Origin of the sequence: Microbispora sp. CSR-4 (genome assembly GCF_008033685.1) — a bacterium.
GTDB lineage: Bacteria > Actinomycetota > Actinomycetes > Streptosporangiales > Streptosporangiaceae > Microbispora.
Genome location: NZ_VJVX01000009.1, coordinates 128,725 through 149,836, shown reverse-complemented (window position 1 = coordinate 149,836; position 21,112 = coordinate 128,725). Strand labels below are relative to the sequence as shown.

Here is a 21,112-nt window from a genome sequence, read left to right as displayed (position 1 = left end):
GACCGGCTGCACGGCGCACCCGAGGCCCTCGCCTACATCCGCTCCCTCAACGCCATCACCCCGCCCGACGCCGCCTTCGACGCCGCCTTCTCCTCCGAGAGCTGATCTCTCTCCCCGGCTCTCGCGAGGCCCGGGCCGGGCGCACCCCCCAGGTGCCGCCCGGCCCTCCGGCATGCTGACGGCGTGCTACACGGTACGGCGTGCTACACGGTGCGGCGGGGTGGGAGGAGGGCGTTGACGCGGTCGGAGCCGGGCCAGACGTAGGGGAGGTCGTCGGGGTCGCCGGGGAACTTCGGGCCGTAGAACTCCGGGTCCTTGCGCAGCAGGGCCGAGCGGTGACTGAGGTGGAGGGCGGGGTCGCCGAGCCAGGGCGGCAGCTCGCCCGCCTCCGCGAGGGCCTCCTGGACGCGGGGCGTCTCGATGCCCCGGCAGCCGAGCAGCTCCCTGGTCATGGTCGCGGCGCAGGTGTCGGCGCGGCCCAGGTCGCACCAGGCCGCCACGATCTCCAGGCCGTAGCGGACCAGCGCCTCCTCGTATCCGGCCCACATGTGCGCCACCGGGTGGTGCCGCCAGCCGTACCCCGGAATGGTCAGCGTGCGCAGCACCTGCAGGGCCTCGACCCGCTGTTTGCCGAGGCGGAGCGGGTCGAGGACGCGGGCGGTGGCCGCGAAGCCCGGATAGGGCAGGAACGTCTGCATGTCGCCGCTCGGGTTACCCCGGCCCGCCGGAGATATCCCCCGCGCCGGGGAGATCTCCGGCGGGCCGGTGGCCTCAGTCGAACAGCACGATCTGCCGGAGCACCTCGCCGCCGCGCAGGGCGTCGACCGCGTCGTTCAGATCGCTGATCCTGATGCGAGAGCTGATCATACTGTCGAGATCGAGTTTGCCCGACTTGTAAAGGTTTACGAAGCGCGGGAAGTCCCTGCGGACGTCGGCGTCGCCGTACAGCGAGCTGAGGAGGTTCTTGCCCTCGAACAGCAGGTTGAAGGCGCTCAGCGGCACCATGTCGTCCATGGCGCCCGCGCCGACGACGATGACGTCGCCGCCGCGCCGCGTCGCCTGCCAGGCGGTCATGATGGCGGCCGACTTGCCGACCACCTCGAAGCCGTGGTCGAAGCCCTGGCCGCCGGTCAGCGTGCCGATGGCGTCCATGAGCTGGTCGGGGGTGCAGGCGTGGGTGGCGCCGACCTTCTTCGCGAGCGCGTGCTTGGACTCCAGCGGGTCGATCGCGAGGATCGTGGTCGCGCCGGAGATGCGGGCGCCCTGGATCACCGACAGGCCGACGCCGCCGCAGCCGACGACCGCGACGGTCGCGCCCGGGCGCACCTTCGCGGTGTTGAGCACCGCGCCGACGCCCGTCGTGATGCCGCAGCCGATCAGCGCCGCCGCCTCGTACGGCACGTCGGGGTCGACCTTGATCGCACCCTGCCACGGCACGATGATCTCCTCGGCCCAGGTGCCGCACCCGGCCATGCCGAACGCCGGGGTGTCGCCGCCGAACAGGAAGCGCGGCTCGGTGAAGCTCTTCATCATGTACGTCATGCAGAGATTCGGCTGACCGCCCACGCAGCTCGGGCAGTCGCCGCAGGCGGGCGTCCAGTTGATGATGACGTGGTCGCCCGGCTGCACGGTGGTCACGCCGTCGCCCACCTCGACGACCTCGCCCGCGCCCTCGTGACCGGGGATGATCGGGAGCGGCATGGGGAGCACGCCGTTGAGGACCGAGAGGTCGGAGTGGCAGACGCCGGTGGCCTTCACCCGCACCCGGACGTCACCCGGGCCCACCGGCGTCAGCGTGAAGTCGTCTCTGATGTCGAGCTTTTCGTCGCCGACCGCGTGGAGAAGCGCGCCGCGCATGGGGGACCTCCCGGTCTTTCAGGCTGGTCTTTCAGGGGGGCGCCGCGCGTCACTCGTCTTCGAGCGACAGCGCGGCCTTGGGGCAGGACCGGACCGCATGGCGGACCCGGTCGAGCAGTTCGGCGGGCGGCTCGGGCATCAGCACGTGGAGGTCGTCCTCGTCGTCGACCTCGAAGACCTCGGGCGCCAGGCCCATGCAGACGGCGTTGGCCTCGCACACGTCGTAGTCGACCTTGATCTTCATGGCGCGTCCTCCTCCTGTGCGTCACATCGCGCTGGAGCTCACGTTAGGGCCTGTCCCGCGGATCTTGCGCCTATCGCGGTCGTCCGGAGCCCTCGCCGCCGAGCTTGCGGTGATCCCAGGAGACGACGCGGACCGGCTCGACCAGATAGGCCACGCGCTTGCGCGCGGTGTGCTCGACGTAGGCCCGCGCCTCGGGGCCGTCGACGGGCACGCCGGTCATCCGCCGCGTGACGTCCAGGCCGACCTCCAGGACGGCCGCGGGGTCGTCGATCGGCCGCGCCTTGCCGTAGACGAGCACGCCGCGAAGCCGCGCGTACTCGTCCCCGGTCTCGATCAGGCAGCTCACGCGCGGGTCGCGCTCGATGTTGCGGGCCTTCTGCGACTTGGCGTACGTCCAGAACGTGACGCGGCCGTCGTCGAGTCCGTAGAACATCGTGACCAGGTGGGGCGTGCCGTCGGGGTTGATCGTGCCGAGCTGGAGTTTGCGGGCGTCCCGCAGGAGCTCCGCGACCTCTTCCTCGCTCATCGCGATGCGGGCGCGCTGGTTCACGAAGCAAAGTAGAACACGTTGCATCAGGGTGGACAAGGGGCAGTCCCGAACATCATTCGGCTTGTTGGATAGGGTGCCGGGCATGGTGACCCCGATGCCCGACGACCTGCGCCGCGCCGCCGAGAAGGCGCGTGGTTTCATGCCCTCCGCCGAGGGCGAGGCGCTGTACGAGACCGCCTGCGCGTACGGCTCCCGCGGGCCGATCTGCGAGATCGGCACCTACTGCGGCAAGTCGGCGATCTACCTGGGCGCCGGGGCGCGGCGGGCGGGCACGGTGGTCTTCACGGTGGACCACCACCGGGGTTCGGAGGAGATCCAGCCGGGCTGGCCGCACCACGACCCCGAGCTCGTGGACCCGGAGACCGGGCGGATGGACTCGCTGCCGTTCTTCCGCGCCACGATCGCCGCCGCCGGCCTGGAGGACGAGGTGATCGCGGTCGTGGGCGCGTCGGCCACGGTCGCCCGCCACTGGTCCACTCCGCTGGCCGTGCTGTTCATCGACGGCGGCCACTCGGAGGAACCGGTGACGGCCGACTACGAGGGATGGGCGCCGCACGTGATGAAGGGCGGCGCGCTGGTCTTCCACGACATCTATCCCGATCCCGCGGACGGCGGGCAGGCGCCCTACCGGGTCTACCTACGCGCGCTGGAGTCGGGCGACTTCCGCGAGGTGCGGGTCGTCGGATCGCTGCGCGTGCTCGAAAGAGTGTGATCAGGCGCGGGCGCGCTCGCAGCCGCACTCGCCGGTGATGCGGGCCTCCCGGCCGCCGGCGTCGCGGAAGATCCCCGAGCCGGGGGTGGCGCGGGAGAGGGCGTCCGCGGCGAGCACCACCGCGGCGGCCGTGTAGGCCGACCGCTCGTTGGGGAAGTGCCGCTCGTTCACGAACTGCCACCCGGTCCAGTAGGAGCCGTCCTCGTGGCGCAGGTGCTGCATGTCGGCGAACACCGCCAGCGCGCGCTCCCGCAGCCCGGCCGCGTCGAGCGCCAGCACCAGCTCGCACGACTCCGCGCCGGTGACCCAGGGCTGGTCGGAGACGCAGCGCGCGCCGAGCCCGGGTACGACGAAGGTGTCCCACTCCAGGTCGAACCGCTGTGCCGCCGCGGCCCCGCGTACGGCGCCGCCGAGCACGGGGTAGTACCAGTCCATCGAGAACCGGCTCTTGTCGGCGAACGCCTCCGGGTGGCCGGCGATCACGTGGCCGAGCTGGTCGGCGGCGAGCTCCCAGTCGGGCTGTGGGTCGCCCAGCCGTTCGGCGAGCAGCGCCCCGCACCGCAGGCCCTGGTGGATGGAGGAGCACCCGGTGAGCAGTGCGTAGTCCGCCGGGCTTCCTTCGGCGTCGCGCTGCCAGAGGATCTCGCCGCGCGCGGTCTGCAGGCCGATGACGAAGTCGAGGGCCCGCGTCACCATCGGCCACATCGACCGGGCGAAGTCCTCGTCGCCGGTCACCAGCAGGTCGTGCCAGACCCCCACCGCGACGTACGCCGCGTGGTTGGACTCCCCGGCCGCCTCGGCGGGCTCGCCGTCGCGGACCTTCATCGGCCAGGAGCCGTCCGGGCGCTGGTGCCGTACGAGCCAGTCGTAGCCCCTGCGGGCCTCGTCGCGCAGCCCGGCCACGGTCAGCGCCATCAGGCACTCGATGTGGTTCCACGCGTCGATGTGGCCCTCGGGCCAGGGGACGCCGCCCTGGTCGTCCTGGACCGCGGCGATGCTCTCGGCCGTACGGACGACCTGCTCGGCGGTGATGATCCCCGGAACGTCGGGCACCCGCGTCATGCGGGCTTCCGCACGTAGACCACGACGCTCTTGCCGATCAGGGGGTTGAGCACGGCCTCGGCCAGCCGGGTCGCGAGGGGGCGCTTCATGATGTCCCAGACGAGCAGCTCGTGGTAGGCCTTGGCCAGCGGGTGGTCGTCGTCATTGACCCCGACCGCGCACTTGATCCACCAGTACGGCGAGTGCAGGCCGTGGGCGTAGTGGTGGCCGCCGACCTCGAGCCCGGAGGACTTCAGCTTCGCCTGGAGCTCCGCCAACGTATAAATCCGGATATGTCCGCCGGGGGCGGTGTGGTAGTCCTCCGACAGGGCCCAGCAGATCCGCTCCGGCAGGAAGCTCGGCACCGTGATCGCGGCCCGGCCGCCCGGCTTCAGCACGCGGACGATCTCGCGCATCGCGGCCATGTCGTCGGGGATGTGCTCCAGCACCTCGGCGGCGATGACGCGGTCGAACGACGCGTCGGGGAACGGCATGTGCAGGGCGTCGCCGACGACGGTGTCCCCGGTCGCGCCCGCCGGCACCTCGCCTTCCTTGTCCATCGCCGCGAACATGGCCGCCACGTTCTCCATCTCGGCGGCGTCCATGTCGAAGGCGACCACGTCGGCGCCCCGGCGCAGCACCTCGAAGGCGTGCCGGCCACCGCCGGCCCCGAGGTCGAGGACGCGGTCGCCCGGTCCGACGGGCAGCCGGTTGAAGTCGACGGTCAGCACTCGGTGCCTGCCTTTCGTGGGGTCTGGGGAGTCACCGGGGGACGTTCATCGGGGGACGCCTAGCGGGAGACGCTCATCGGGACAAGCGCCGTGCCGCGATGGCCTCGTGGTAGGCCTCGACCGTGCGCTGGGCGACGACCGGCCAGGCGTACCGCTCCATCACGCGGTCGTAGCCGCGCCGGCCGAACTCCGCGCGTTCCTCGGGGGAGTCGAGCAGGCGGCGCAGCACGGCGGCCAGCTCCTCGGGGTCGCCCGGGGTCACCTGTACGGCCGCGTCGCCGACCACCTCGGGCAGGGCGCCCGTACGGGAGGCGACCAGCGGGGTGCCGCACGCCATGTGCTCGACGGCCGGCAGCGAGAACCCCTCGTAGAGCGAGGGGACCACCGCGACCTCGGAGGTGGCGATCAGCTCGGCCAGCTCCTCGTCAGGGATGCCGTGCACGAACCGCACGCGGTCGTGCAGCGACAGCTCGTTGACGAGCTGTTCTGTGGGGCCTCCGGGGGTGGGCCTGCTCACCACGGTGAGGTCGACCTCGCGCTCGGTGGCGAGCTTGGCAACCGCCCGCAGCAGGGTCGCCACGCCCTTCATGGGCGAGTCGGCGCTGGCCACGGCCACGATCGAGTTCGGCCGCTTCGGCAGCTCGGGCCGGGGGTGGAAGAACCGGGTGTCCACGCCGAGCGGGATCAGCCGCATGTTCGACTGCGGCACGTTGAAGTCGCGGTGGATGTCGGCGAGCGACGACTCGCTGACGGTCAGGATCGGGCTCAGCCGGGGCGCCACGATGCTCTGCATGCGCACGAAGCCGTACCAGCGGCGCATCGACAGCCGCTTCCAGCCCTTGGCGGCCTTCAGCTCGATCCGCCGGTCCACGCTGATCGGGTGATGGATGGTGCCGACCACCGGGAACAGCCGCTGGATGCCGAGCAGGCCGTAGCCCAGGGTCTGGTTGTCCTGGACGACGTCGAAGTCGCCGCGCCGCCTCTTCAGCTCGCGGTAGGCCCGCAGGCTGAACGTCAGCGGCTCGGGGAAGCCGGCCGTCCACATCGTGGCGACTTCGAGCACGTCGATCCAGTCGCGGTATTCGTCGCGCTTCGGCGTGCGGAACGGGTCCTCGTCGCGGTAGAGGTCCAGGCTCGGCACCTTGTTGAGGATCACGCCCTCGTCCAGCTCCGGGTAGGGCTGGCCGGAGAAGACCTCCACGTGGTGGCCCAGGGCGACGAGCTCGCGGCTTATATGGCGCAGGTACACCCCCTGGCCGCCACAGGTGGGCTTGCTGCGGTAGGACAGCAGCGCGACGCGCAGCCTCTCCGCCAAGAGGCACCCCTTTCCAGCCGGTTTCCCGCCGTGCCCCCGTGGGGCTGCTGCCAGGAACACTACCATTTGACCTTAGATGGGGTAGGTGAGGTGGAAAGGGTCCTCGATTGACCCTCACCCTGCCCGACCTGGGCTGTTAGCTTACCCGAACGCGATTCTGTGTAACACGTTCTAGTGGCGCGTCTATAGGCATGGCCGGGCAGGGCGGTACATTCGCCTCTCATAGGCCAAGTTGGGCGCTACGAGGAGGATCCGTTGGCCAGGCGTGCGCTGATCACCGGCATCACCGGTCAGGACGGCTCCTATCTCGCAGAACACCTGCTGAGCGAGGGATACGAGGTCTGGGGCCTCGTCCGCGGGCAGGCCAACCCCCGCGTCCCGCGCGTGCGCCGCCTCCTCCAGGACGTACGGCTGGTCCGCGGCGACCTGCTCGACCAGGGGTCGCTGATCTCGGCGGTGGAGAAGGTGCAGCCCGACGAGGTCTACAACCTCGGGGCCATCTCGTTCGTGCCCATGTCGTGGGAGCAGGCCGAGCTGACCGCCGAGGTGACCGGCATGGGCGTGCTGCGCGTGCTGGAGGCCATCCGCGTCTGCTCGGGGATCACCGCGTCGCGCGGCTCGTCGGCCGGGCAGATCCGCTTCTACCAGGCGTCGTCGTCGGAGATGTTCGGCCAGGTCAGGGAGACGCCGCAGACCGAGCGCACCCCCTTCCACCCCAGGTCGCCGTACGGCGTGGCCAAGGCGTACGGGCACTTCCTCACGCAGAACTACCGCGAGTCGTACGGGATGTTCGCGGTGTCGGGCATCCTGTTCAACCACGAGTCGCCCCGGCGGGGTGCCGAGTTCGTCACCCGCAAGGTCTCGCTCGGCGTCGCGCGGATCAAGCTCGGCATGGCCACGGAGCTGCGCCTGGGCAACCTGGAGGCGCGCCGCGACTGGGGGTACGCCGGCGACTTCGTCCGGGCCATGCACATGATGCTGTCGGCCGACGAGCCCGAGGACTACGTCATCGGCACCGGGCGCACCCACTCGGTGCGCGAGCTGGTCGAGGCGGCGTTCGCCGCCGCCGGGCTGGACTGGGAGCGGCATGTCGTCTGCGACGCGTCCCTGCACCGCCCGGCGGAGGTCGACCTGCTGTGCGCGGACCCGAAGAAGGCCCGCACCCAGCTCGGCTGGGAGCCGACGGTGTCGTTCGAGGAGCTCGTGGCGATGATGGTCGAGGCCGACCTGCGCCTGCTCGCCGACGGCGGCGACCCGGAGCAGGACTCCTCCTGGGCCTGATCGGACAGGGCCTACGGCGGATCGAGCGCCCGTCCGACCGCCTCCGCGACCTTGCCGATGCCGTATTCCAGACGGCGGAAATAGGTGGCCCTGGACAGGTGGAGGCGGTGCGCGAGCAGGTCGTGGCCTCCGGCGCGGCTCAGGTAGTAGAGGCGCAGGATCTCCCCGGCCTCGGCGTCCACGGCGGACGCCGACGACGCGAGCGCCTCCACGGCCCCCCGCAGGAGGACGGCCGGCGCCTGCGGGCCTGAGGCGGCCGCCCGGCCCCGCCTGCGTAGGTCCCGCAGCGCGGTGCGGACGAGTTCGGCCGCCCGGCCCGGTCCCTCGGCGTACGGGTCCCGCATCCGGTGCAGCCACGCGGGCAGGTTGCGTCCGGTGAACGTGCGGGCGTAGAGGGCGCTCGGCCGGCCGCACCGGTAGAGGTCGTGCCGGGTGTCGCCCACGCGGCGCAGGCCGAAGCGCGCCGACATCTCCTGGTAGGGGACCCACGGCGTGGACACGACGAGCCGCCCGCCGGCGATTCCCGTGGTGAGGATGTGGCGGACGAGCGCGGCCTGGGCCCGGGCGGCCCGCGGCTCGACCGCCATCATGCCGACGACCGATCCTCCGAGGTCCAGCAGCGTGTCCGCGTGCTGCTGGAGCAGCGGCTCCAGCGCCGGTGCGCCGACGGGATCCAGCGGCGTGAGGTTGACCATGCCCACCGGGTGATCGTCGGTGTCCACCGCGAGATGGAAACCGTGGTCGGCGCCGGAGAGCCACAGCTCGCGCATCCGCTCGACCTGGCGTTCCGCCAGCCCCTCGTGCTCGCCCCACAACCGCATCAGGCGGCCGATCGCCTCGTCGTCGCCGTCCACGGCGCGCCGGACGGAGAACTCGGCGCGCTCGTCGGCGTACAGGTCGCGGCGCGCGCGCCGGCTCCCCGACAGATAGAGGACCTGGTCGGCGAGCCGGGCCCGCAGCGGCGGATCGGCGGTGCGGGCCAGCTGGCGGTGCCGATGCTCGGCGGCCCGGGCGGCCAGCTCGTCGCGGCGGACCGGATGACGCCAGCGATAGGCGAGATCGAAGAGCGTGCGGTAGGGCTCGGCGACGGTCAGCCCGTGACGATCAGGGCGGATCACGCTCAGCCGTCTCAGCCGCGTGAAGGCCTTGGGCCGCAGCCCGATCAGGGCGGTGAGGAGATCCTCGTCCGCCCCGTCGACGGCGGCCACGATCGGCAGCGCCTCGGGAGGGATGCCCCGGGACTCCGCGCCCAGGCGGCGCAGCACCTCGGTGGCGGCCGCGTCGGCCAGCGCGCCCTCCGGCGGCTCCGGTTCGGCGTCCCTGCGGATCGCCCGGCACAGCGAGTCGGTGACGAGCGGGATCCCGCCGCTGAGCCGTACGACGAGGCCGGCGTGCGCCGGGCCGGTCACGCCGAGCGCGGCGGCCAGCGCGCGGATGCCGGCGGGCGGCCACGGCCCGAGCTCGACGGTGACGAGCGGCCGGTGCGCCCATCCGGGCCGCGTGGCCAGGGGCAGCCGACCGGCGATCACGAACCGGCCGTGCCCGGTGCGGTCGACGAAACGCGCCGCCGCGGCCGCCCGGTGGTCGGTGTCGACCCCGTCGATGGCGAGCGGCCCGCGCCCCCCTGCCGGTGTGCGGTCGAGGTCCACGAAGTCGTACGCCAGCGTCGCGAGCAGCCGGCTCTTGCCGACCCCGAGCGGGCCCACCACGTTGACGATCGCCGCCCCGGGCCCGCCGTCCGCCTCGTCCAGCGCCCTGACGACGCACCGGGCGGGGTCGAGGGGGTTGAGACCCGGTTGAGACTCCGCCGGGGACGAGCGCGGATACGTTCGGATCACATCGAACACGGAGAGGTGACCATGTTCAGTGTCCTCCGCGCACGTGCCGGTGCCGCCGCCGTCGCCATCGGCGCGATGAGCGTCCTCACGGTGACCGCCGGACCCGCCCAGGCCGCCGTGAACCCGGCCAACTGCCAGTTCAGCTACAACCTGTCCATCGGGCGCGTGGCCGCCGACTGCTGGAACCCCACCCAGTCGGGGTGGCAGCTCCAGCTCACCTGCTCGCGCTTCAGGAACGGCAGCCTTTACTACGCCAGGGGATCGATCGTCTACGGCAGCGGCGTGTCGGCCGCGCAGTGCGACGCGCACACCTCGGAGATCGCCGGCGTCGACATCGTCAACCTCTGAGCCGGCGCTCACCGGCGGCTCTCCGGGCGACCAGGAGCCGCGGCGGACGACGTGCGGGAAGAGCGCATGGATTCCCCTTCGGGACGCACACCCGCGATGCGGGAAGATGGGGCGGGAAGGGTGGTTCCAGCGCATCGTGAGCCGCCTGACAGGCGGTGTCAAGATCTCCCGCACGCTCGTCCGGCCACGCTGGGCCGGCCTGCTCAGGAGGGTGGCCGGGCCAGCAGGATTCCGGCGCCGAGGGGAACGGCGACGGATGGGATGCGGATCGGCACCTTGCTCTCGCCGATCTTGAATCCGTCCACTCCCCAGCTCACCGCGACCTCGCAGTCCCCGCCGGGACGGAGAGTCACCAGCCGCCCGTCGCGGATCGCCGCGCTCAGCAGCCCGATCGTGAACGTCAGGTCGACGGAGAACGTGATCGTGAACACCTTGCGCTCGTCGGCGTAGACCTCGACGTACGGGCGGTGCTCCGAGGTGATCGAGTGCGTGGCCAGGGAGACCGGTTCGATCTTCCCCCGGCGGCCGTCCTCGTGACTGCGCACCGCGGCGGCCCGCAGCTCGCGGGATTTCTGCCACCCGGCCGCCAGGACCGTCCCGAGGGTGATCCCGTGGAGCAGGCCGGCGCCGGCCTCGGGCAGCTGGGCGACGAGTTGCCCGGCGAGGGCCGGGGCGTCGCGGCAGATCGTGCTCATCACCTGGGGGTCGCGGACGACGCGTGCCGCCGCCGCCACCGCGCCGCGCGCGCTGTCGTAAAGCGCGAGGGCGGCCGTGCCCGGATTCGGGTTGATGGTCAGGTTCATGACAGGCCTTCCCGGATCTCCTGCCGCCCCGGGTCGGGGACGACGTGAAGACGTACGGCCGGGCGGGGGCCGCGGCTCTCGTGGATCCGCACGCTCGGGGACGGGTCGGCGCGGGAGACGAGACGCACCGCCCGGCGGCGGTCCTGGTCCCGGTCGGGCGCGCGCCGGCCGCCCCGGGCCTTCCACCCGGCGAGGCCGAGGAGTGCGGCGGCGACCGCGACGAGGGCGAGCCCCGGCGGCACATCGAAGCCGGAGCCCGTCTCCTTGCGGGAGAGCTCGGTCGGCACAGCCTCAGGGCTCTCCTCGGGCGACTCCTCCGGCCGCGGCGACTCCGCTGGACTCGGTGAGGGGCTGTCCTCCGGGCTCGCCGGTGGACTCACAGGCGGACTCGCAGGCGGGCTCACCGCTGGGCTCACGAGGGACGCTTCGCTCAGGACGACGTAGATGGCATCGCCGATGGTCAGCTCGCCTCCGCCTGGAGGGCTCTGGTCCTCGACGATCTGGTCGTCGCGCGCGTCGTCCGCTCCGCCGAGCGTCAGCCCCCGGTCCGCCGCCATCTGCCGTGCCTCCTCGACCGTACGGCCGATGAGGTACGGCACCTCGGTGGAGCCGTCGAGGAGCAGGCTGACGGCCTGCCCGTAGGCGAGCCGCCCGCCGGGTGCGGGAGTCTGCTCGGCGACCTTCCACTCGCCGGTGGCCTCCGGCTGCCCGGTGGTCACGCCGAACCCGGCCTTCTCCGCTTCGGCGGTGGCCGTGGTCAGCGTCATCCCGGTCAGGTCGGGCACCTGCCCTTCCAGGTAAACGCGGACCCCCGTGATTTTGAACTCGATGCACGACAGCGTCTCCGCGCCGCTCACGTAACTCGTCCCGGGAGGAACGGGATCGGGCACGGTCACGATCCCATAGCCGAAATGGTTGTGGAGCGTCTCGTACGCCTGCTCGTACGTCTGACCGATCACGTTGGGCGGGGGCGGGCATTTCGCGGCCTGCGCCGGGGTGGCCCAGAACGCGGCGACGGCCAGGGCGAGGGCCGCGATCAGGCGTACCGGCATCATCGTCTCCGGAGCGAGTCGAGGTTGTCCGAGAGGAACGGGGACGGGCTTCCCGAATGATGGGCTTCCCGAATGATGGGCTTCCCGAATGATGGGCTTCTCGAGAAAAGGTGCGAAGAATCGCGGCCGGCTCGCCTGAGTATCCCCCTACTCATATGCGCGAGCGCAATTCCCCGGTCCGTTGAGCGGACCGCAGGACGTCGTGGTCACCGGGCACGTGCCGGGCAGTGCCGGGCGACCGCCCGCCACTCCGCCTCGCGCGGCGCCTCGTCCGTAGTGATCGTCGTGACCAGCACGAGCCGCCATGGACCTCAAATTGACATAAAACCTACCAATTGTGCATGCTTTGGGCATGCGGCAAATCACGCCAGAGGTCGTGCCGCCGGCGCGACGCGGGCACGAGCAGGCCGTGCTGGGCCTGCTGCGCGCGTACGGCCCGCTCAACCGGGGCGAGCTCAGCCGGCGGTGCGGCCTGTCGCGGACGACCCTGCACGACACGCTCAGCGGGCTGCTGGCCGCGGGCGCGGTGGTCACCGCGACGCCGGACGCGACGCCGGACGAGGCGCCGCGCGGCCGGGGCCGTCCCGCCGAGCGGCTGGCACTCAACCCCGCGGCCGGACAGGCACTCGGCATCGACTTCTCCCGCCGCGCGGTGCACGTTGCCGCCGTCGGCGTGACGTACGAGATCGTGGGCACGGCGGGGGAGGCGCACGCGCCCGGCCTGCCGTGGCCCGACCGGGTGGCGCTCGCCGAGCGCCTCGTCCGCGGGCTGCTCGGCGGCGGGTTGTGGCGCATGGCGCTCAAGGGCGTCGGCGTGGGCGTCGTGGGCCCCCTGGCCGGGGACGGAGCGCGGGACGGCGCCCTGTCCGGCGTCGCGGCCCTGCTCGGGGAGCGCTTCGGCGGGCCGGTGCTGCTGGACAACAACACCAGGCTCGCGGCGCTCGCCGAATCGACGTGGGGCGCGGCGGCCGGTGACCAGGACGCGCTCTATCTGCGGCTGTCGTACGGCGTCGGCGGCGGCGTGGTGGCCGGAGGAGTGCTGCACCGCGGGGCCGACGGAGTGTCGGGGGAGATCGGGCACGTTCCGGTGGACCCGGCCGGGAGGCCCTGCGAGTGCGGCGGCACGGGATGCCTGGAGACCGTGGCCTCGATCAGGGCGGTGCTCGACGCGTACCGCGCCAGGGGCGGCAGGGGCGACGACCTGCCCGCGCTGAGGACCGCCGTGGAGGCGCGCGACCCGATCGCCCTCGGTCTGCTGTCCGAGGTGGGCGGCCAGATCGGGCGGGTGCTCGCCACGCTGTCCAACGCGATCGGGCCCAGGGTGATCGTCATCGGTGGCGAGCTGGCCGAGCTCGGCGCCCCGCTCCTGGAGCCCGTGCGGAAGGCCCTGGACGCGGGGGCGGTGCCGATCTCGCGCCATCGGCTGACCCTGCGCCGGGCGGCGCTCGGCGACGTCGCGGGCGCGCTCGGCGGCGTCGCCCTGGCGCTCGGGGAGTCCCCGCTGCTGTCGCGCTACCCGACGGCGGAGCCGGAGCCCCGCCCCGCGGCTACACCCGCCAGCGGTCCTGCCGACTCATTGGCGGGCGGTCCCGCGGATTCACGGGCTGGCGGCCTTGTGGAGTCACCCGCCGACAGACGCGGCGGGCACTCGTCCCGCACCACCCGCGGGCGGGGCACGGCGCAGGCCCGGCCGCGCCTGCCCCTGACTCCGCTGCCGACGCTGCCGGTCAGCCGAGGGCGACGGGCAGCGTCTTGATGCCGTTGATGAAGTAGGACCTCAGCCGGGTGGCCTCGCCGGTCTGCCGGATTCCGGGCAGGCGCTCGGCCAGCACCTCGAACAGCACCCGAAGCTCCAGCTTGGCCAGGTGGTTGCCGAGGCAGAAGTGCGCCCCGCCGCCGCCGAAGCCGATCTGCGGGTTGGGGTCGCGGCCGATGTCGAACTCCTCGGGCCGCTCGAAGACCTCCTCGTCCCGGTTGGCCGACGCGTAGAAGACCACCACCTTGTCGCCCTCGGCGATCTTCCGGCCGCGGATCTCGGTGTCCGCCGTGGCCGTACGCCGGAACAGGTTGACCGGGGACACCCACCGGACGATCTCGTCGGCGGCCGTCCTCGCGAGAGAAGGGTCGTCCACCAGGCGCTTCCACTGGTCCGGGTGCTCGAAGAGGGTCAGCATGCCTCCGGACGCCGCGTTCCGCGTGGTCTCGTTGCCCGCCACGATGAGCAGCAGGACGAACAGGTCGAACTCGTCCTCGGTCAGCGTCTGCCCGTTCTCGTCGGGCTGCAGGAGCCTGGTGACGATGTCGTCGCGCGGCTCCTGCCTGCGCGCCGCGGCCAGCGTGTGGGCGTACGAGTAGACCTCGAAGGCGGCGGCCTGCCCCTCCTCGGGGCTGCCGGCGTAGTCGGGGTCGTCGCTGCCGATCATGCGGTTGGACCACTCGAAGATCTTGTCCCGGTCCTCGACCGGCGCGCCGAGCAGCTCGCAGATCACGTACAGCGGGAGCGGCGCGGCGATGTCCCGCACGAAGTCGACCTCGGGCTTGCCCTGCACCTCGTCCACCAGGGCGTGGCAGATGTCCCTGATGTGCTCCTCCAGCCGCCCGATCTGGCGCGGGGTGAAGCCGCGGTTGACCAGCGAGCGGCGCCGGGTGTGGTCGGGCGGGTCCTGGTTGAGCATCATCAGCCGCTGGAACTGGCGCTGCTCCTCGGGCATCTCGTCGAACAGGGCCAGTTTCCGCGCGGAGGAGAAGAGGTCGGAGTGACGGGAGACGTGGACGACGTCCGCGTGCTTGGTGACCGCCCAGAATCCGGGCCAGTCGCCTTCTCCCTCGTGCCGGTAGACGGGCGCGTTGTCCCTCAGCCAGCGGAGCTGGTCGTGCGGCACCCCGCTGCGCGCGTAGCGGTCCATGTCGACGAGGTTGATTTCCATGGCCTCACCTAATCGGGTTTTGGCTGCCCGTGGTAATAGAGACGGTCGTCCCGGTCGCGCGCTTGCCCGCACTGTTTCTGAAACGTGTTCTATTACGGAGCCGACGGCGCGTCAAGCGACCCTCGGGTGAAGGATCGCTGCCGCGAGGCTAAATGTCGGTGGGCTCTGGTACGACTGGGCGCATGGGTGTGAGCGTCGAGGAGTTCCTCTCCATGCTGGGCCGGTTGCCCGAGGTCAGCCAGGGTGAGGGCGGCGACTGGGTGTCGTTCAAGGTGCGCGGCAAGGGCTTCGGCTACCTGTGGGAGCGCACCGAGACGGTGGGCCTCAAGGCGACGATCGAGGAGCAGATCGCGCTAGTGGCCGAGCGGCCCGAGGTGTTCGAGCCGCAGTTCACCGCCGGGCGTTTCGGCTGGGTCGTGGTCCATCTGGCCAAGATCGACGCTGACGAGCTGTTCGAGCTGGTGACCGAGGCATGGTGCCTGACCGCGCCGAAGACCCTCGTCGAGGCCTACGAAGCCCGGTCATAGCCCAGGTGGTTCACCGCCGCAGCCCGGGCCCTACGCCTCCTGGCCGGGCGATCGGTGCCGGCAGGGTCTTGGTGCGTTGTCCGCCAATGTTCACTGGGGGTGGAGGGAGCGGAGCGGAAGGGAACGAGGACCGCAGCGAAGGCCCAGCGAAGCGGGTTTCGCGAGGACCGGAGTTTCCTTGCGGCGCAGTGACCGACTTGCTCAAGGTCCGCCGACCTGTCCGCCAGGCATCACCGAGGACTTCCGGTGCGGTGACCGACGTACTCAAGGCTTGTGGACACGTCCGCCAGGCGTCCTATCCGAGACCCGTGGCCTAAGCGTCCTGGTCGGGCCATTCCTCCTGGTCGGGGCCGTGGACGTGGCCGTGACCAGGGGCGGGGCGAGGCTCGGCCGGGTGTTCGCGGAGCCGTCTGACGACCTCCGCGAGCTCGGCGCGGGTGTGGATGCCGAGCTTGCGGTAGATGCGGGCGAGATGAGTGTCCACGGTCCGCTTGCTGATGGACAGCTCGTTCGCGACCTGGAGGTTGCTCATGCCGCGCAGGACCAGGTCGGTGACCCGCATCTCCCCGGCGGTCAGGGGTGACGGGCCGTCGGACTGCGCGCCGCGGGCCCGGCTGCCGATCGTGGCGAGGTTGCGCTCGGCGAGCGCGGCGAGCCGTACGGCGCCGCAGCCGTCGGCCAGGTCGTACGCCTCGCTGAGGGTGTCGTGGGCGCGGCGTGTCTCCCCGGCGGCCCGGAGGGCGATGCCCAGGCGCACCATCGCCCGGATGCGTTCGATGCCGCCGGGCCCGTCGAGCACCGACAGCGCCTCGCTGAGCAGGTCGAGGCGGCGGGTGCCCTCGGTGGTCGTGCTCGCGGTGCTCAGCGCGCGGCCGACGCAGTCGGGAGCGCCCCAGGCCCGGGCGAGTTCGAGCTCCTCCTCGGCCAGGCGGTGGGCCGGCCCGCGCTGGCCGATCCGCAGGTAGGCGAGGGCAGCCTGGCCGCGCCAGCCCGCGCACGCCGGGTTGACCACCCCCGCCGACAGGAGCTGCCGCCCGGCCTCCAGCAGGGCCGGCAGTCCCTCGCGTACGTCGCCCCTGGCGATCGCCACGCGGCCCTGGGTCTCAAGCAGGGCCGCCTGCAGCAGGGGGTGCACCGGTTCGCGTGTGGTGACCTCGTCGAACAACGCGTGGGCGACGTCGAGTTCGTCGCGTTCGAGGTGCACGCGGGCCATGCACGACACGGCGGCGACGTGCAGCCCGGAGGCGTGCGAGCCGCGGGCGAAGTGGACGGCCTCGCGGGCGTGCGCCAGTGACGCGCGCAGCTCGCCTCTGCGGTAGGCGATGTCCGACTGCAGTGTGACGGCGAGGGCCTGCCCGGTCATCGAGGCGCGCGCTCGCGCCTCGGCGGCCACCTGTTCCGACCAGTACGCCGCCTCGTCCACGCGGCCCGCCCACACCAGCGCCATGACCAGCGTCGGCGGGATCGAGCCGCCACCGTCGAGGCAGCGCCGGGCCAGGGCCAGCGTGCGGCCGCGGTTCCTGCCCCTGGCCGCGCCGGACAGCGCGGCGGAGGCGAGGTAGTCCTGCGCTCCCGCACCGGTGGCGGCGCCGGGCTCGGCGTTGAGCTGCCGCATCGCCGCGCGCGAGCCGTACGACTGGCCGGTCAGCAGCGCCTGCGCGCTGAGCCGCAGCAGCACCTCGCGGTCGGGGAGCCCGCCGGGCGGGTCCTCGTCGAAGCCCCGGGCGATGTCGCAGAAGGCGGCGGCGGCCTCGGAGGAGTTGAGCGTGAGCAGGGCGGTGGCGAAGGGCGCCAGGGAGTCCGCCCGCTCACCGGCGTCGCCGGCGAGCGCGGTCACGGTGCGCAGGTGCCGCAGGCAGGCGGGGATGTCGAGGTGCACCTCGACGGCGCCCAGCTCGGCCGTCACCTGGAGGACGGTGTGGTCCTTGGCCGTGGCGAGCGCGCGGTGGAGATAGCGGGTCGCGTCCTCCCAGGCGTTCTCGGAGACCGCCTCCCGCGCCGCCTCGCGCAGCACCGACACGGCCCACGGGTCGCCGGTGGGGCTGGCCGACAGCAGGTGCCGGGCCGACCGTTTGGGGGGCGAGCCGAGGCGGTGCAGCAGCGAGGCGGCCCGCCGGTGCATCTCGTCGCGCGTCCGGGGGTCCATGCGGGCGAGGATCGTCGACTGGACGAGGTCGTGCGTGAACCGTTGCGGCGGGCTGCCCTCGAGCAGGCCCGCCCCCGCGAGCGCGTGGCCCGCCTCCTCGGCCGCGACCGCGCCGTAGCCGGCCAGCATCGCCGCCGTCTCAAGCCCGGCGTACGGCGCGATGATGGCCAGGCTCTGCAGCAGGGCGAGCAGGGACGGATATCGGCCGCTGAGCCATTCCAGGACGGTCTCCGACAGGGCCGTCGCGCCGATCCGCATCACCCGGGGCAGCTCGGACCGCTGGGGCAGGACGTCGGCGGCGGCCAGCCGTCCGGCCGTCTCCAGCAGGAGCAGCGGGTTTCCCTTGGTCAGGCGGTGACAGGCGGCGACGATCTCGTCGTCCACCGGGGCGCCGAGCGCCGACTCCAGGAGCGTGGCGGCGCATCTGCGGCACAGCGCCGAGGGCCGCAGCGAGCGCGCGTACGGCAACGCCAGGATGTCGCGTACCGCGTCGCCGCCGGTGCGGTCCTCCACGTCGCAGGTCAGGATCATCGCGATGGGCAGGCCGTCGAGCCGCCTGGCGATGTAGGAGCACCACTGCGCCGACTGCGGGTCGGCGTGGTTGAGGTCGTCGACCGCGATGATCAGCGGCTGTCCCGCGGTCAGCGAGCGGGTGGCCCGATAGAGGTCGTCGAGCAGCGTGGCGGGCACGGCGGGCGCGCTCCCGTCGTACGGCACCGCCGTCAGCGCCGGCGCGCGCGCACCGCCGTCGAGGACGGCGGCGGGGGCGCCGGGCTCGGCCCGTCCCGAGCCGCTCATCATCGGGTCGAACAGCTGCCGGACGATGCCGAACGCGAAGGAGCGCTCGTCGGTGTGGCCGCGGGCGCTCAGCACGACGCCGCCCGGCCTGCGCGCCAGTGCCGCGTGCAGCAGCCGGGTCTTCCCGATCCCTCGCGTGCCCTGAATGACCAGTACGGCCGGTCTTCCTTCTTGAAGCCCGGCCAGCACCTCGTCGACGACCCCTAGCTCCTTGTCTCGGTGCAGTAGTACCGGTCGCCCTGAGGCCATCCCTACCCCCGGACCATGTACTGATTTTTCTCGACATAGGGATCATGCCGGACAGGGCCAGCGGGTTGTCAATACTTGAAATCGCGACTAGTAAACATAATGATACTGACCGCTTAAGTGACATGGCGTCAGGATTTCCGGTCAATCGGATGGGGATTTCCGCCCCACTGTGTCAAAACCCCTATGGCGTAGGCAATCCGGGCGGCCGAATCATAGCGGCAGGTCGGCGGGCGCGGCCCTGAGGGGTGGTGCGCATACGTATTCCGCCGTGCCGCCGGCGATACGCATCATCGTACGCACAGGTCCGGATCGCGCTTTGTGCGCGCCGGTTGTACGTATGCGTCCGTGAACCGACAAATACGTCTTTACTTTTTCCACAAGTCAATGGAATTCTCCGCTCATCGGCTAATCGCGGAGTGAATGGCGGAGGGCATGGAACGGCCACGGCTCAAGGCGCACTTCACCACCGAAGTCCTCGACGACGCGAAAGTCTTCCTATTGGCGGAAGGCCAGCACTATCTCGTACGCGGCGCGGGCTCGGGCCGCGTCCTCCCCTATCTCGACGGCCGGCACACGGTGATGGACATCGTCCAGGCCCTCGCCGGTGAGCTGTCCCCGGCCCAGGCGGTGCTCGCCGTACGGCGTTATGAGGCCGCCGGCCATCTGACCGAGGGCAGGCCGCCCCTGGCCGATCCGGTGCTCGCCTTCTGGGACGCGCAGGGCATCGACCCCGCGGCCGTCGTCGCGGCCCTGGAGCGGACGTCCTTCCGGCTGTTCGCGGGCGAGGGCGTCGACCCCCGCCCGATCGAGGCGCTTCTGCACGAGCACGGGCTGCGCACCGCCCCGGACGGCGACGGCCCGGTCGTGGCGGTGGTCCACGACTACCTCGACCCGGGCCTGGCGGAGCTCAACGCCGAGTGCCTGGCGGCCGGGCGGCCCTGGGTGCTGGTGAGGCCGGCCGGCACCGTGGCCTGGCTGGGGCCGCTGTTCCAGCCGGGGGAGACGGGCTGCTGGGCCTGCATGTCCCAGCGGATCGAGGGCAACCGGCAGGTCGAGCGCTATCTCGCGGGCAAGCGGGGCGACGGGCGGCCGACGCATCCGGTCCGCGAGGCCCTGCCGGGCGGTGCGGCGGCGGTGGGCGGGCTGCTCGCGGCCGAGCTCGCCCGTACGGCGGCCACCGGCAGGCCCTCGACCCTCCAGGGCAAGATGATCACGCTCGACCTGCGCACGCTCACCAGCGCCGAGCACCAGCTCGTCCGGCTGCCGCAGTGCCCGTCGTGCGGCGACCCCTCGCTGATCCGCGACCGCGAGCCGAAGGTGGCGCTGGCCGCGCGGACCGCCCGCCACGCGACCGACGGCGGCTACCGGGTCGAGCAGCCCTCGGCGACGTACGCCCGGCTGGAGCGGCACATCAGCCCCTACCTGGGCGCGGTCACCCGGCTGCGGCCGTGGGCCGACGAGGACAACGGCGTGACCTACAGCTTCACCGCCGGTCACAACTTCGCCATGCTGGGCGACAACATGGACCTGCTGCGCCGCAACCTGCGCGGGCAGAGCGGCGGCAAGGGCCGCACCGAGATCCAGGCCAAGGTCAGCGCCGTGTGCGAGGCGATCGAGCGTTACTCGGGCGTGTGGCGCGGCGAGGAGCCGGTGATCAAGGCGGCCTACGCCGACCTCGACGAGGGTCTCGCGGTGCACCCGGCCGACCTGCTGCTGTTCTCCGACAAGCAGTACGGCGACAGGGACGCCTGGAACAGTGACCCGTCCCCCCGGCTGCACCTGGTGCCCGAGAGGTTCCGTACGGACCTGCCGCTCGACTGGTCGCGGGCCTGGTCGCTGACCGCCGACGAGGAGCGGCTGGTCCCCGCCGGCTACGCCTGGTATGGCCATCCCGACCTCGAACGCCACTTCTACTGCGTCGGCGACTCCAACGGCAGCGCCTCGGGCAACACGCTGGAGGAGGCGATCCTCCAGGGGTTCTGCGAGGTCGTGGAGCGGGACGCGGTCGCGCTGTGGTGGTACAACCGGGTCCGGCGGCCCGCCTTCGACCTCGACTCGCTCAACGACCCGTACGTTGACACGCTGCGCGAGTTCTACGCCGACATGGGCCGGAGCCTGTGGCTGCTCGACCTGACCAGCGACCTCGGCGTCCCGGCCTTCGCCGGTGTCTCCCATCGGCTCGACCACCCGGTGCAGGACATCATCGTGGGGTTCGGCGCCCACCTCGATCCCCGGATCGCCGCGCTGCGCACGCTTACCGAGGTCAACCAGTTCCTCCCGTCCGTACGCCGCAGGGACGAGAACGGCGAGACGATCTATCACGACGACGACATCGCGACGCTCCGCTGGTGGAAGGAGACCACGCTCGACAGCGACCCCTGGCTGCTGCCCGACCCCGCGCAGCGGGCCCGCACGCTCGCGGACTATCGGCTGCCCGAGGGGGCAGACCTCGCGGCCGACGTCGAGACCTGCGTCGCCAGGGCCGCCGCCTGCGGCCTTGAGGTGATCGTCCTCGACCAGACGCGGCCGGATCTGGAGCTCAACGTCGCCCGGGTGCTGGTCCCCGGCATGCGGCACTTCTGGCGACGGCTCGGCCCGGGCCGCCTGTACGACGTGCCGGTGGCCCTCGGCTGGCGGACGGAACCGGCTCTGGAGGAGGAGCTCAACCCCACCAGCGTCTTCTTCTGACCCGA

General features: G+C 72.0%; 18 protein-coding genes. 6 read left to right on the top strand and 12 right to left on the bottom strand.

The features are described from left to right. Positions 1–203: 203 nt before the first annotated feature. The 4 genes from FLV34_RS10485 to FLV34_RS10470 form a co-directional block, all read right to left on the bottom strand. Positions 204–698 (bottom strand): MSMEG_6728 family protein, encoded by a 495-nt coding sequence (locus FLV34_RS10485; RefSeq protein ID WP_147942991.1) that lies wholly within the window; start codon positions 696–698, stop codon positions 204–206. A gap of 73 nt (positions 699–771) precedes the next feature. Beyond that, a complete protein-coding gene (locus FLV34_RS10480) occupies positions 772–1,857 on the bottom strand; it encodes an alcohol dehydrogenase catalytic domain-containing protein (protein ID WP_142646297.1) in 1,086 nt (361 codons plus the stop codon). 49 nt (positions 1,858–1,906) lie between these two features. Beyond that, the gene (locus FLV34_RS10475) at positions 1,907–2,101 is read right to left on the bottom strand and encodes a ferredoxin (RefSeq protein WP_147942990.1); all 195 of its coding nucleotides are present in this window, start codon (positions 2,099–2,101) and stop codon (positions 1,907–1,909) included. Between the two features lie 70 nt (positions 2,102–2,171). Continuing rightward, the gene (locus tag FLV34_RS10470) at positions 2,172–2,651 is read right to left on the bottom strand and encodes a pyridoxamine 5'-phosphate oxidase family protein (RefSeq protein ID WP_147942989.1); all 480 of its coding nucleotides are present in this window, start codon (positions 2,649–2,651) and stop codon (positions 2,172–2,174) included. An 82-nt stretch (positions 2,652–2,733) separates the two neighbouring features. Between FLV34_RS10470 and FLV34_RS10465 the strand changes: the two genes are divergently transcribed. Beyond that, positions 2,734–3,363 carry a class I SAM-dependent methyltransferase gene (locus tag FLV34_RS10465; protein WP_205829952.1) on the top strand — a complete coding sequence of 210 codons (630 nt, stop codon included), beginning with the start codon at positions 2,734–2,736 and terminating at the stop codon, positions 3,361–3,363. Here FLV34_RS10465 and FLV34_RS10460 read toward each other — a convergent pair whose 3' ends face one another. The 3 genes from FLV34_RS10460 to FLV34_RS10450 form a co-directional block, all read right to left on the bottom strand. Beyond that, the gene (locus FLV34_RS10460; RefSeq protein ID WP_142646291.1) at positions 3,364–4,425 is read right to left on the bottom strand and encodes a prenyltransferase; all 1,062 of its coding nucleotides are present in this window, start codon (positions 4,423–4,425) and stop codon (positions 3,364–3,366) included. Next, positions 4,422–5,135 carry a class I SAM-dependent methyltransferase gene (locus FLV34_RS10455; RefSeq protein ID WP_142646288.1) on the bottom strand — a complete coding sequence of 238 codons (714 nt, stop codon included), beginning with the start codon at positions 5,133–5,135 and terminating at the stop codon, positions 4,422–4,424. Before FLV34_RS10455 ends, FLV34_RS10460 begins: the two co-directional genes overlap by 4 nt. A 73-nt stretch (positions 5,136–5,208) precedes the next feature. Further along, complete coding sequence (locus FLV34_RS10450) at positions 5,209–6,450, bottom strand: glycosyltransferase family 4 protein (protein ID WP_240971098.1); 1,242 nt, start codon at positions 6,448–6,450, stop codon at positions 5,209–5,211. A 255-nt stretch (positions 6,451–6,705) separates the two neighbouring features. Between FLV34_RS10450 and FLV34_RS10445 the strand changes: the two genes are divergently transcribed. Continuing rightward, positions 6,706–7,731, top strand: coding sequence for a GDP-mannose 4,6-dehydratase (locus tag FLV34_RS10445; RefSeq protein WP_142646284.1), 1,026 nt, complete (start codon positions 6,706–6,708; stop codon positions 7,729–7,731). An 11-nt stretch (positions 7,732–7,742) separates the two neighbouring features. On the opposite strand, the gene FLV34_RS10440 is transcribed toward FLV34_RS10445, so the two are convergent. Continuing rightward, on the bottom strand, positions 7,743–9,569 hold the full coding sequence (locus tag FLV34_RS10440; protein WP_147942988.1) for a hypothetical protein: 1,827 nt from the start codon (positions 9,567–9,569) through the stop codon (positions 7,743–7,745). A gap of 21 nt (positions 9,570–9,590) precedes the next feature. Between FLV34_RS10440 and FLV34_RS10435 the strand changes: the two genes are divergently transcribed. Next, positions 9,591–9,917 carry a hypothetical protein gene (locus FLV34_RS10435; RefSeq protein ID WP_142646280.1) on the top strand — a complete coding sequence of 109 codons (327 nt, stop codon included), beginning with the start codon at positions 9,591–9,593 and terminating at the stop codon, positions 9,915–9,917. A gap of 203 nt (positions 9,918–10,120) precedes the next feature. Here the strand turns inward: FLV34_RS10435 and FLV34_RS10430 are convergent, their stop codons facing one another. Together FLV34_RS10430 and FLV34_RS10425 are read right to left on the bottom strand one after the other, a co-directional pair. Then, positions 10,121–10,720: a hypothetical protein gene (locus FLV34_RS10430; protein WP_142646278.1), complete on the bottom strand. Its 600-nt coding sequence runs from the start codon at positions 10,718–10,720 to the stop codon at positions 10,121–10,123. Next, positions 10,717–11,775: a PASTA domain-containing protein gene (locus FLV34_RS10425; protein ID WP_147942987.1), complete on the bottom strand. Its 1,059-nt coding sequence runs from the start codon at positions 11,773–11,775 to the stop codon at positions 10,717–10,719. The genes FLV34_RS10430 and FLV34_RS10425 overlap by 4 nt, the downstream gene beginning before the upstream one ends. Positions 11,776–12,124: 349 nt before the next feature. Here FLV34_RS10425 and FLV34_RS10420 point away from each other — a divergent pair, with 349 nt between their 5' ends. Next, positions 12,125–13,528, top strand: coding sequence for an ROK family transcriptional regulator (locus FLV34_RS10420; protein ID WP_147942986.1), 1,404 nt, complete (start codon positions 12,125–12,127; stop codon positions 13,526–13,528). Here the strand turns inward: FLV34_RS10420 and FLV34_RS10415 are convergent. Beyond that, positions 13,500–14,699, bottom strand: a complete 1,200-nt coding sequence (locus tag FLV34_RS10415; RefSeq protein ID WP_142646272.1) for a cytochrome P450 — start codon at positions 14,697–14,699, stop codon at positions 13,500–13,502. The two genes, FLV34_RS10420 and FLV34_RS10415, sit on opposite strands and share 29 nt — an antisense overlap. 182 nt (positions 14,700–14,881) lie before the next feature. Between FLV34_RS10415 and FLV34_RS10410 the strand changes: the two genes are divergently transcribed. Further along, on the top strand, positions 14,882–15,226 hold the full coding sequence (locus FLV34_RS10410; RefSeq protein WP_142646270.1) for an MmcQ/YjbR family DNA-binding protein: 345 nt from the start codon (positions 14,882–14,884) through the stop codon (positions 15,224–15,226). A 313-nt stretch (positions 15,227–15,539) separates the two neighbouring features. Here FLV34_RS10410 and FLV34_RS10405 read toward each other — a convergent pair whose 3' ends face one another. Further along, the gene (locus tag FLV34_RS10405) at positions 15,540–18,419 is read right to left on the bottom strand and encodes an AAA family ATPase (protein WP_147942985.1); all 2,880 of its coding nucleotides are present in this window, start codon (positions 18,417–18,419) and stop codon (positions 15,540–15,542) included. Between the two features lie 432 nt (positions 18,420–18,851). Here FLV34_RS10405 and FLV34_RS10400 point away from each other — a divergent pair, with 432 nt between their 5' ends. Next, positions 18,852–21,107, top strand: a complete 2,256-nt coding sequence (locus FLV34_RS10400) for a TOMM precursor leader peptide-binding protein (RefSeq protein WP_187280593.1) — start codon at positions 18,852–18,854, stop codon at positions 21,105–21,107. Positions 21,108–21,112 lie beyond the last annotated feature (5 nt).